Annotated in this window: 11 protein-coding genes; 1 reads left to right on the top strand and 10 read right to left on the bottom strand. The window is 67.8% G+C overall.

The window, feature by feature from the left end; translation table 11 throughout:
• The 7 genes from H976_RS0114255 to H976_RS0114225 form a co-directional block, all read right to left on the bottom strand.
• Positions 1-472, bottom strand: a 472-nt coding sequence (locus tag H976_RS0114255) for an ABC transporter ATP-binding protein (RefSeq protein WP_036226565.1), incomplete at its 3' end; no start/stop codon positions are given.
• A gap of 151 nt (positions 473-623) precedes the next feature.
• The gene (locus H976_RS0114250; RefSeq protein ID WP_051276829.1) at positions 624-1,640 is read right to left on the bottom strand and encodes a cyclase family protein; all 1,017 of its coding nucleotides are present in this window, start codon (positions 1,638-1,640) and stop codon (positions 624-626) included.
• 1 nt (position 1,641) lies between these two features.
• Entirely contained in the window at positions 1,642-2,613 is a 972-nt protein-coding gene (locus H976_RS0114245) for a fumarylacetoacetate hydrolase family protein (RefSeq protein WP_027862096.1), read from the bottom strand.
• 12 nt (positions 2,614-2,625) lie between these two features.
• Positions 2,626-3,564, bottom strand: a complete 939-nt coding sequence (locus H976_RS0114240; protein ID WP_027862095.1) for a VOC family protein — start codon at positions 3,562-3,564, stop codon at positions 2,626-2,628.
• Between the two features lie 150 nt (positions 3,565-3,714).
• Positions 3,715-4,728 carry a hypothetical protein gene (locus H976_RS0114235; RefSeq protein WP_027862094.1) on the bottom strand — a complete coding sequence of 338 codons (1,014 nt, stop codon included), beginning with the start codon at positions 4,726-4,728 and terminating at the stop codon, positions 3,715-3,717.
• A gap of 7 nt (positions 4,729-4,735) precedes the next feature.
• The gene (locus H976_RS0114230) at positions 4,736-5,119 is read right to left on the bottom strand and encodes a DUF6379 domain-containing protein (RefSeq protein WP_027862093.1); all 384 of its coding nucleotides are present in this window, start codon (positions 5,117-5,119) and stop codon (positions 4,736-4,738) included.
• Positions 5,120-5,127: 8 nt separating this feature from the next.
• Positions 5,128-6,129, bottom strand: coding sequence for a sugar phosphate isomerase/epimerase (locus H976_RS0114225; RefSeq protein ID WP_196804080.1), 1,002 nt, complete (start codon positions 6,127-6,129; stop codon positions 5,128-5,130).
• A 224-nt stretch (positions 6,130-6,353) separates the two neighbouring features.
• On the opposite strand from H976_RS0114225, the gene H976_RS26375 reads away from it, so the two are divergent.
• Positions 6,354-7,751 (top strand): MDR family MFS transporter, encoded by a 1,398-nt coding sequence (locus tag H976_RS26375; protein WP_051276828.1) that lies wholly within the window; start codon positions 6,354-6,356, stop codon positions 7,749-7,751.
• Between the two features lie 19 nt (positions 7,752-7,770).
• On the opposite strand, the gene H976_RS0114215 is transcribed toward H976_RS26375, so the two are convergent.
• The 3 genes from H976_RS0114215 to H976_RS0114205 form a co-directional block, all read right to left on the bottom strand.
• Positions 7,771-8,613, bottom strand: a complete 843-nt coding sequence (locus H976_RS0114215; protein ID WP_027862091.1) for a carbohydrate ABC transporter permease — start codon at positions 8,611-8,613, stop codon at positions 7,771-7,773.
• Between the two features lies 1 nt (position 8,614).
• Positions 8,615-9,586, bottom strand: coding sequence for a carbohydrate ABC transporter permease (locus tag H976_RS26370; RefSeq protein WP_051276827.1), 972 nt, complete (start codon positions 9,584-9,586; stop codon positions 8,615-8,617).
• Between the two features lie 78 nt (positions 9,587-9,664).
• The gene (locus H976_RS0114205; RefSeq protein ID WP_027862090.1) at positions 9,665-10,945 is read right to left on the bottom strand and encodes an ABC transporter substrate-binding protein; all 1,281 of its coding nucleotides are present in this window, start codon (positions 10,943-10,945) and stop codon (positions 9,665-9,667) included.
• Between the last annotated feature and the right edge of the window lie 181 nt (positions 10,946-11,126).

Here is an 11,126-nt window from a genome sequence, read left to right as displayed (position 1 = left end):
AGAACACCTGCGGCTTGCGCACGATCGCCCGACCCATCGCCACCCGCTGCCGCTGACCACCCGAAAGGGCCTTGGGCTTGCGGTCCAGGTACTCGGTCAGGTTCAGGATCCGCGCCGCCTCCGCGACCCGCTCCTTGCGCTCGGACTCCTTGACCTTGGCCATCTTCAACGAGAACGCCATGTTGTCCGCGACCGTCATGTGCGGGTAGAGCGCGTAGTTCTGGAAGACCATCGCGATGTCACGGTCCTTGGGCGGCAAGTTGGTGATGTCACGATCCCCGATGAAGATCTGACCCTCGTTGACCTCCTCCAGACCAGCCAACATCCGCAAGGTCGTGGACTTGCCACATCCCGATGGTCCGACCAGGACCATGAACTCCCCGTCCTTGATCTCCAGGTCGATCCCCGGCACCGCCGGCTTGTCCATCCCCGGATACCAGCGCTGCGCCTTCTTGAAACTCACTGTTGCCATGACTTATCTCCTCACCGGCAGGAACGTGCCGGACGATCCGTTGTAAGTACGAGCACACTCTGCGTCGCCCTCCGCCGGATGAGGAACAGCAACCGGTGGATGGCGGGCATCGGGACGGCCGATCCACCCCCGCCGGTCGACAGTGGCGCAGCTAGCGGACCGCGATGGGGTTGACCGGCGAACCGACGGCGCCGGTGATCGCCAGCGGTGCCGCGGTGAGGAAGAAGTCGAAGCGTTGGTCGGCCGCACAGGCGTCGGCCAGCACGTCGAGGTCCCACATCTCGCCGATGAACAACCCGATGTGCGGAATCACCACCTGGTGGAGCGGCTGGAAGGCGTTGCGGAACTCGTTGGGTCTCACCTCGAAGCCCCACGTGTCGGTGGCAATGGCGGCGATCTCGGTGCGGTGCAGCCACTCGGCGGTGCCGAACGACAACCCGGGCGCATCGCCGCCGGCGTAGTCACCCCAGCCGTCACGCTTGGCGCGCGTGAGCTGCCCGGTGCGGACGAGGATGATGTCGCCCCGCCCGACGGCGGCGGAGGCACCCTGTCTCCGGATGGTCTCCTCGAGGTGCGCCTCGGTGATCGCGAAGCCTCCAGGGAGGCCGTCGGAACCGTGCCCGAGGTCGGGACCCAGGGCCCGAGCGACATCCAGGAGTACGCCGCGTCCGCAGATGACGTCCTTCACAGTCTCGATGCCGGTGCGCTGGTCTCCCAGTGAGGTGACGACCTGTTCAGCAGGGCGACCGTTCCAGGCTCGACCGTGGTCGAAGATGTGGCCCAACCCGTCCCACTGCGTCGAGCACTGCAGCGGCATCGAGATGACGTCGTCTGCTCCGCCGATGCCGTGCGGGAAGCCCTGGGCGCCGAGGACGGCATCGGTGCCCGTGTCGAGCATCGTGTGCACCGGATTGGTACGCCGGCGCCAGCCCTTCTGAGGCCCTTCGGAGTCGAACGGTTGGGACAGCGAGTAGGCGTGTCCGGTGCGGACGAGTGCTGCGGCGGCGAGACGCCGGTCCTCGTCGAGGAAGTTCATCGTCCCGCGCACGTCGTCGTCGCCCCAGCGGCCCCAGTTCGACACGCGCTCCGCGACCGCGGCGATCGCCTCCTCGGGTTTCGCGGGGTCGAAGGAGGCCGCACGGTCGTCTGCTCGTCCTGGGTCGCTCATGTCAGGCCACCAGGTGACGTTGACGACTGGGCGCCCTGAACGCGGGCAGCGCCGGACCGGGAGCCGCCGAGGTGATCCGGTTCGTCAAGGTGCCGAGGCCCTCGACGACCAGGCTGACGACGTCACCGTCCTCGAGAGGTGCTGGGTGCTGCTCGCCCGATCTGCCCCAGAGCTCGGCGAGGCAGCCACCGTTGCCCGTCGTACCGGACCCGAGCACGTCGCCCGGCCGCACCCAGCTGTCCCGCGATGCGTAGGCGACGAGGGAGTCGAAGGACCAACCCATGTTGGAGAGGAGGTCACGGCCGATGGTCTCGCCGTTGACGGCGACCGTGCACTCGAGCTGCAGGAAACCCTCGGAGTCGCGGAACGGGTCCAGCTCGTCGGCCGTGACGAGCCAAGGTCCCAGGCTCGTGGCGAAGTCCTTGCCCTTCGCCGGCCCGAGACCGACCTGCATCTCCCGTGACTGCAGGTCGCGGGCCGACCAGTCGTTGAGGATGGTGTAGCCGAAGATCGCATCGTGGGCCTCCGGCAGGGTGAGGGACCGACCCGCGCGGCCCACCACGGCGGCGACCTCGAGCTCGAAGTCCCGAGCCACGCTGCTGGCAGGGAACTCGACCGGACTTTCGTGGCCCACCAACGAGTGCGGGTTGGTGAAGTAGAAGGTCGGTGCGTCGTACCACGCCTCGGGCACGCCGGCGGCGCCGCTGACGCTGCGCCGCACACCCTCGACGTGTTCCTCGAACGCGACGAAGTCGCGCACGCTGGGCGGCGTCAGCGGGGGCAGCCACTCGACCTCGTCGAGGGCGAACGGTTCCCCGCGACTGGCCGCATCAGCCGCCTCCCGTGCGGCCTCCAGGCCCGCCCCGACGATCGATGTCATGGTGACGCCCTGGTCGAAGGCGTGCACGCCGCTCTCCTGCACCACGCCGCAGCGGACGGTGCCGGCGCGGTCACGGAAGCTCGCAAGTCTCATCGCGGTCCGGCCTCAGACGGGAGGCGCGACGTAGACACCACGGTCGGGGTCGTTGAACGACTGCTTGGCGACGAACTCGCTCATCGGGTTCGCCGTACCCCACTGGTCGGTGACCTCGGGATCGGAGAAGTCGTAGATGTGCGGGTGCCAGGTGTCCTCGTCGAGCTCCTCGAGCTCGGTGGTGTACTCGATGGTGTTCCCGTGCGGGTCGAGGAAGTAGCTGAAGGTGTTGTTCCCGGCCATGTGGCGGCCCGGTCCCCACACCTTCTCCACGCCGGCGCGCATCAGCCGACCGGTGCCTCGCATGTACTCGTCCAGGCCACGCATCTCGAAGGACGCGTGGTGCAGGGCCACGTGCGGTCCCCGGGCCACGGCCAGGCTGTGGTGGTAGCGGTTGGTGCGCATGAACCACATCACCTCACCCATGTGGGGCGAGCTGAGGGTGTCGGAGAGCGAGAAGTTGAGGTGCTCGTCGTAGAACGCGACGGTCTTCTCCGGGTTCGGGGAGTTGACCACGACGTGGGAGAGCTTGACCGGGATGGACTCCCCCTCCTCGACCTTGCGGTGCTTGCGGACGGCGACGTCGGCGCTGATCTCGACCGTGCGGCCGTCGATGTCGAAGAAGCGGAACCCGTAGCCCGCGCCCGGGGTGAGCAGGGTGCCGGGCTCGGTGACCAGCTGGACCCCTGAGCTGGCCAGCCTCTCGGCCATGCTGTCGACGTCCGCCGGTGTCTCGGCACCGAACGCGATCAGGTCGAGCCGCTTCTCCTCCGCCTTGCGAAGCCGCACCGAGTACTGCTCGGGTGAGCCTGCGGCGGCGAGGAAGGCGATGCCGTCGTCCGTGGTCTCCGGGCTGAGCCCCCACATGGTCGTGTAGAACTCGAGCTGCCGGTCGTAGTCCGGGACAGCCAGGTCGACGTGCCTCAGGTGGGTGATGAGCCGATCGTTCACGAGGGGTCCTATCGGGTCCGAAGGAGGTCTGCTGCCGCGCTCGGTGCGAGGTGCTGCCCACCACTGTCCGAGTACAGGACGGGTTGAGGAACATCGACTCGTTGATGGGCGGCATCACCCCAGTCGATCCTCGGCGGACACCTCGTCGCCTCAGCGGACACCGACCGCTTCCGCACGCCCCTCGACTGCCTGACGAAGCGCCGCGAGATGGTGGCCGACGAGGTCGAAGGCGCTTGCGTCCTCCAGGCCCAGCCACTCCGAGCCACCCCACTCGCTCGACACCGAGCCTGCGTACCCGACCGCTGCGAGGTCGTCCAGGAAGCGGGTCTGTGGGGCGATGACGTGCTCTGCCGGTGACTCCCAGTCCCAGAACTTCGCGTGCACGTGGTGGACGAGGTGCAGGTACGGCCGCCAGGAGGAGGCACTGCCGTTCCCCATCCGGATGAACGCGGTCATCGTGGCCTGGACGAGCTCGGGCGACGCACCTCTGGCTGCGGCCTCGGCCCGGAATTCGGCGAAGCGCTCGTACGCCGGCGCCGAGTCTCCCCACCAGCGGTCCAGGACGAGCTCGACCTCGGGGGTCATGCCCAGCGAGTGCAGGTGTCGTCGGTAGCTGATCGGCAGAGCGGGCATGGCGACCGACGTGTCGAGGGTCAGCCCGACCGGCGCGTCCGGGTGCTCCTCCAGCCAGTCGAGCAGGGCGCGGACAGGCGGCGAGTCCGGGGTGTTCGTTCCCTGGACCTCCAGGGTCAGCACCAGCTGCAGCGCGTGCAGGGTGGGCAACAGTCGCTCGACCACGTCCAGGTCGAGACCGATCGCAGTGCGTGCGATCCCGAACCCCATACGGGCCGCGACGTCGAGCTGGGTCGCGAGGTCGGCGACGCTCTCGTTCGTCCCGAGCCAGGCATCCTGGCGGCGCGCCCGGTCGGCGTACACCCCGAAGGTGGTGGGCCTGAGACCCAGCCGTTCGCAGGTCTGCCTGAAGGCCTCGATCTCGTCCTCGTGAGGGACGGGCAGTCCCCGGAACGAGGTGCAGCCGTCGACTTCGAGGTCCGGGCCGAGGCCGGCGGCGACCAGGCGCTCGAGCAAGGCGTCGACTGGTCCTTCGCTCGCGAGCCACTCGTTGGTGAAGGAGAAGAGCGTGCTCCCGAAGGTGATGGCCACGCCGGCCTCAGGCGAGCGTCAAGGTCTTGGTGTCGCGTCCGCCACCGGGAACCGGCATGTAGGAGATACGCAGCCGCACGACCGCCGTCACGGTGTGCTCGCCCGGCCCCAGCGGAGTGGCAGCGTCGAAATCGATCCTGGCCGGCTCCCCCATCTCCCACCGGTCGTCCAGCACCTCGGCGAGCCCGGTGATGGGGTAGGTGGTGCCCCGGACGGTGAAGGTCGTGGCGTCGGCCGGGATCGGACGACCGTCGACGACGAGGTCGACCCCCTCGACCATGGAGAGGCCGAGCCCGCGGTAGTAGGGCATCCTGACCTCGACCGAGGCGTGGGTGCGATCGCCGTCCGAGCTGTGCAGGCTGTCCTCGATCAGGATGTGCTTGTCATACATGGCGCTCCTCAGGCCTTCGAGTCGGTGGACGGCTTCTCGCCGAGCAACGTGGCGAACATCGCGTGCTGACGGCGAACCTCTTCGCGGCTGTCGACCTCGAAGGCGTCCTCGATGTGCCGGTTGCCCTCGTACTCGCTCGAGAGATAGCCGCTGAACCCGCCCTGCTCGAACACCGGGATGATCCGGTCGTAGGGAATGGAGTACTCGGTGGTGTCGTCGACCATCTCGTAGAACTTGGCCTGGACGTGCCCGATGAGATCCATGTGCGGGAGCATCTCGGCGGGGTCGCGGTAGATGAAGTGCGTGGCCTGCCTGGCCAGCCCCATCTCCACCGGACCTCCCCCGCGGTAGTGGACGATGTCCATCAGTGCGTGGGTGTCACCGTGGTCGTCGTAGAGGTCGACGATGTAGTCGACGAGGTCCTTGCGACCGCCTTCTCGCAGGGCGCGGTCCGAGACGACCCTCGGGAAGCGCTCCACGAAGGTGCCCATGTCCGGCATGAGTCCGAGACCGACGCCTCCCTCGGCGTGCATCACCTCGAGGTGCTCGAGGATCCAGGGATGTGAGTAGTGGAACGGAGCGTGCACCTCGAGCAGCAGCCGGACACCGTTGTCGCGTGCGTACGGCGCCGCGTCCCGCATCACCTCAGGCGGGGTGTTGATGATCGCCCGGATCACCGGTGCACCGAGGCGAACGGCGAGATCGATGTCGGAACGGACCGAGGCGACCTGCTCCTCGTGGGACAGCCACCGGTCGCGATGACGCTTGGTGTCGAGGAACAGGTCCGTGGCACTCGTGGTGGTTCCGTACTGCTCCATCCACGCACGCCACTGGGCGATCTGGTCGTCGGGGATGTGGGGGTGCCCGGTCATGGACTGCTCCGGGATCACCTCGATCCCCAGCGCGCCGATGGAGGCGGCGTGGGCGATGCAGTCCTCCAGGGACATGGTGCGCAGGAAGAACTCTTCCTGGTAGCTGTAGAGGCTGACTCCGCGTTTGATGGCTGACACGACGAACAGCATTTCGGCGCTGGGGTGATCGCGGAAGCCGGACCTGGATATGTCACGCATCGGCAAGGTGAATGGGGCAGGTGCTGTCTCCAGACCTCGGCCGGCCGATAGGATCGACGAGACGTCGGGGTAGGTGGTTCGTCGAACCGCCACCCGTCGGACCCGATCGCAATGTCGGGTTTCGCGCACTTCGCCGCGTCGACACCGAAAGGTGGGGCGCTCAGGTGCCGAACCTCTCCACGGCTGCCACGACCCCGGCCGTCAGGACCCCCGGACTCCGGCGGCTGCAGATCTCGCTGCTGGCTGTCACCATGCTCACCGCGATCGACCAGACGATCGTGGCCACCGCCCTGCCGACGATCGTGGGTGACGTCGGTGGCCGCGCGGCCATGGGCTGGGTGTTCGCCGGCTACACCCTGGCCATGACCGCTGCCATGCCCATCTACGGACGCCTCGGTGACCTGCGGGGCAGGCGCCAGGCCTTCCTGGGATGCCTGGTCGGCTTCGTCGCGGCGTCCGCGCTGTGCGGGATCGCCTCGAGCATGACCCAGCTGATCCTGCTTCGCGCCGTACAGGGGCTGGCCGGCGGTGGTGTCCTGGTGCTCTCACAGGCGGTGGTCGCCGACGCCGTACCAGCACGGGAACGGGGCCGCTTCATGGCTCCCGTCGGGCTGGTCTTCGCGGCCTCGAGCGTCCTCGGCCCCCTCGTCGGGGGGCTGCTCACGGAGAGCGTCGGGTGGCGGTGGATCTTCTGGGTCAACGTGCCGCTCGGTGCGGTCGCGATCTCCATGGCCTACCGGTCCGTCCCCCATCCGACCGGTCCGCGAGCCACGGGCCGGCTCGATGTGCCCGGTGCGGTGCTGTACGTCCTCGCCGTGACGGGCCTCGTGCTGCTGACCGGAACCCTCGGCGGCGACGCAGCGCTCGCCCCCGCCGTCGTGCTGAGCGGGGCCGGCGCCACCACGGTGGTCTGGGTGCTGTTCGTGGCCCGCATGCTGCGTCACGACGACCCCCTCATTCCGGTGGGAGTCGTCCGCAACCGCTCCGTGGTCATCGCCTGCTGCCTCGGCCTGGTGATCGGTGGTGCCCTGTTCGCGCTCGTGGGCTACATCCCCACGATCATGCAAGCCGTGCTCGGCATGCGTCCGGCGTCCTCCGGTGCACTGTTGCTGTCCCTCGTCCTGGGGATGATGGTGTCGACCACGACGTCCGGCCACTGGACCGCGCGCACCGGCCACTACCGTCGCCTGCCCCTCCTGGGCTCGCTCGTGAGCGCGGGCGCGCTGGGGTGGCTGTCCACGCTCGACTCGTCGTGGAGTCCCGCCCGGACGGGCGTCGCCCTGTTCGCGCTGGGGCTGGGTGCCGGGTGTTTCATGATGCTGGTCGTGACGATCGCCCAGGACGCGGTGACGCAGGCAGAGGTCGGTTCGGCGACCTCGACGGTCAACCTGGTGCGCGAGCTCGGTGTGACGATCGGCGCCGCCTCGATCGGCGGGGTCCTTGCGGTCGAGGTCGCGTCCGTCGTACCGACCCTGTTCATCACGCTCGCCAGCGTCTTCGCTGCCGGCGCTGCGCTCTCGCTCCTGCTGCCTGACAAGCCTCTCTCAGCCCGCGCCGGATAGGGCGCGGGCCCGGCCGGGGTCAGGTCTTGATGCCGCCGGAGAAGCCCTGGATGAACTTCTTCTGCGCGATCACGTAGAACGCCAGGATCGGGACCATCGAGATGAGCACGATGGCGAAGATGAGGTTCCACTGCGAGACGAGTGCACCGACGAAGTTGTACATGACGACGGGCAGCGTCTGCTTGTCGGTGCCGTTGAGGAAGATCAGCGGAGTGAAGAAGTCGTTCCAGACGATCAGTCCCGCAAGGATCGACACCGTTCCCGTCGCCGGTGCCATCAAGGGAAAGACCACCCGGACGAACGTCTGGACAGGTGAGGCACCGTCGATCCTGGCCGCTTCCTCGTACTCCGGAGGCAGGGTGCGGAAGAAGCCGGCGTACAAGAACACCGACAGCGGGAGCAGCACGCCCGTGTAGATGATGATCATCCCGATCTCGGACCCGACCAGGCCGAGCTTGCGGGCCTCGACGTAGAGCGGGAGCACGCCGAGCTGGGTCGGCAGGATGATGGCGATGAGGAACAGGAAGTACGACCGGGTCGTCCACCGGCTCTTGCCACGCACCAGGCCGTAGGCCGTCACCGAACCGAAGACGACGAGACCGATGATGCTCCCCGCGGTGATGATGGCGCTGCTCTTGAGGCCCGAGACGATCTGGTCGGAGGCGGTGCCCGACGGCGACAGCAGGGTCTTGAAGTTGTCCAGCGTCGGGCTCTTGGGCGGCGCGAACGCCGGCGTGGTGAGGATGTCCTGCCCGCTCTTCAGCGAGGTGACGATGAGGATCCAGAACGGCGTCAGCAGCACCAGAGCCACCAGGATGGTGAAGATCTCGAGGACCAAGGTCCGCTTGGTGTACCGGAACACGTCAGGCTCCCTTCGCGGGGCGGTCGCGGTCGCGGGTGGCAGCTTGCTGCAGCCCGGAGGCGACCAGGATGAGGACGCTCAGCAGCAGCGCCAGGGCGGCACCGAAGCCGAACTTTCCGAACACGATCGTCTGTTGGTAGATCTCCGTCGCCAGGGTCTGGGTCGCCCCGGAGGGACCGCCACCCGTGAGCGCCATGATCTGGTCGAAGACGCGGAGCCCCTGGATCAGCATCAGCGTGGTGGCGATGCCGACGGCGGGACGGATGGAGGGCAGGATGACGTGGACCAGCCGGTTGAACTTGCCGGCCCCGTCCAGCGCCGCCGCTTCCTCGAGATCGACGGGCACCGAGGCGAGTCCCGCCAGGTAGATGACCATCACGAACCCGATGTTCTGCCAGACCATCACGGTGAGGACGCAGAGCTTCGCGAGGGTGGGGTCCGCCAGCCAGTCCCGCTGCAGGCCGTCGAGGTGCGCCCAGGCGAGCGCCTGGTTGAGCGGCCCGTCGAAGGCGAACATGAAGCTCCACACGTAGGAGACCGCGATGGGGGCGAGGACGACCGGCATGAAGACGAGGGTTCGCAGCAGGTAGCGCGTCTTCAGCCCCCGGTTGAGCGCGAGTGCGAGCAGCAGTCCGAAGACGTTGGTGAGCACCACGAAGCCCACGGCTAGCAGGACGGTGTTCCTCAGTGAGCCCAGGAGCTCCTCGTCCTGGAAGATCTTGCGGAAGTTCTCCAGGCCGACCCAGTGCCAGCCACCGATGCCTTTCCAGTCGGTGAAGGCGTAGAAACCACCCATGACCGTGGGCAGGTAGACGAGGGCGAGCACCACGGCGACGCCGGGGAGAGCCCACCAGCCGAGCCCGATGTGCCGCGGCGTACGAGCTGCCCGGTCCTGATGACGACCGCGACGCGGCTGTGCCTCGACGTCGTGACGGGCGTGCTGGCTCGGCTCGACGGGGGTGGTGGCGCTCATCAGCCTTTCCTTCCTTCGGTGGAACTGGCCCGGTGCCCGGCGGCGGGGACAGGCATCACCCGCCGCCGGACGTCTGGGTCAGCCCCAGGCCTTGTCCATCGACTTCAGGACGTCGTCGACCGACTTCTGACCGGTGAGCAGTCCCGTCACCCCGGTGCCGAGGGCGTTGTAGACCTCGCCGTTCGGCCAGTCGATGTAGGGGTACTGAGCGGTCTTGCCGGCCTTCAGGAGGTCGGTGACGCCCTTGTACTGCGGGAGCAGGGCCGAGGTGTCGCTGGTGTCGACCGGGATGTCGCCCGATGCCACTGCGGCGGCCTGGGTCTGGGCGGGCTGTGACATCCAGCTGATGAAGTCCTCGGCCAGCTTCTTGTTCTTGGTCGCGGCGTTCCCGGCGATGGCGTCAGGGGTTCCGGCCATCAGGTAGGTGTTCGAGCCCTCAGGAGCCGGCATCGCGAGCACGTCGAGCTTCACGGCACCGTGGGTGGAGTCCATGATGTCCTTGGCGGCACCACCCGGCGCGGAGAACCCGAGCATCTTGCCCTGGCCCATGCCGTTCGTCAGGGCGTCGAACCCGGCGCCGGCGGCGCCCTTCTGGAAGCAGTTGCCGTCGTAGAGGTCCTTCACGGTCTCCAGGGCCGTGCGCCAGCCATCGCTCTCCGCGAAGGTGGTCTCTCCCGCTGCTCGCTTCTTGTTCCACTCAGGATCGGGTCCGTAGACGGTCGAGGCTGCGATCGCGGAGGTGAAGATCGCGGTGTTCGGGGACATGGCCCCAGCCAGCCCGAAGACCGCCTGACCGCCGCTGGCGACCTTGGAGCACTGCGCGATGACGTCCTGCATGGTGCTCGAGGAATCGATCTTGAAGCCTGACTTCTCCGCCGCCATCGGGCTGAAGACGATGCCGGTCGGTGCCAGGTAGACCGGGAAGGCGACCAGCTTGCCCTTGTAGGACATCGAGGCCTTCGCGTTCTCCGGGACGGCGCCGTCGGCGACCTTGCCGGTCAGGTCGAGCAGCTTCCCTGCCTCGCCGAGGGGGGCCACGGAACCAGCCTGCCCTCCGCCGGCGTTGATGAAGAAGACGTCGGGGCCGTTGCCGGCCTGCAGCTGCGTGGTGAGCGTGCTGCCGTAGGTGTTCAGCGCGATCGGGTTGGTCTTGATGGTCACACCGGGGTGGCTCTTCTCGTACTTGTCGGCCAAGGTGGCGAAGACGCTCTTCGCGTTCGCGTTGGCGATCTGGTAGGCGAAGGTGATGCTCTTCGAGTCGCCCCCGCTCCCGCTGCTGGAGCCGCAGGCGGCGAGGCTGGTGGTGGCCAGGGAAAGGGCGGCGATGGCCCCGAGACGGCGCCACGTGGATGTGTTCATGTTGGTCTCTCTCGGTGGTCGTCTCCCGGAGCGGGCAGACATGGGGTGTGAACTCCGCCACTCTGACAACGTTCGCCGCGTTCGGGAATCAACGTTGTGCGATCCCGGCCATCACCAATGTGGATCAGCATGCCCGTTCTGTTTCGTGGACCCGCTGGCCTCGGAACGCGACAACGGCGGT

The sequence above is a fragment of the Marmoricola sp. URHB0036 genome (assembly GCF_000426045.1).
In the GTDB taxonomy this organism is placed as follows: Bacteria; Actinomycetota; Actinomycetes; order Propionibacteriales; family Nocardioidaceae; genus Marmoricola.
Note: the sequence above shows the minus strand (reverse complement) of the source record. Positions and strands in the feature narration are given on the sequence as shown.

Bases quoted from the DNA above. Each gene is read 5' to 3' on its own strand.
- H976_RS0114250 (WP_051276829.1), bottom strand. From the start codon at position 1,640: ATGAGCGACCCAGGACGAGCAGACGACCGTGCGGCCTCCTTCGACCCC.
- H976_RS0114245 (WP_027862096.1), bottom strand. From the start codon at position 2,613: ATGAGACTTGCGAGCTTCCGTGACCGCGCCGGCACCGTCCGCTGCGGC.
- H976_RS0114230 (WP_027862093.1), bottom strand. From the start codon at position 5,119: ATGTATGACAAGCACATCCTGATCGAGGACAGCCTGCACAGCTCGGAC.
- H976_RS26370 (WP_051276827.1), bottom strand. From the start codon at position 9,586: ATGAGCGCCACCACCCCCGTCGAGCCGAGCCAGCACGCCCGTCACGAC.
- H976_RS0114205 (WP_027862090.1), bottom strand. From the start codon at position 10,945: ATGAACACATCCACGTGGCGCCGTCTCGGGGCCATCGCCGCCCTTTCC.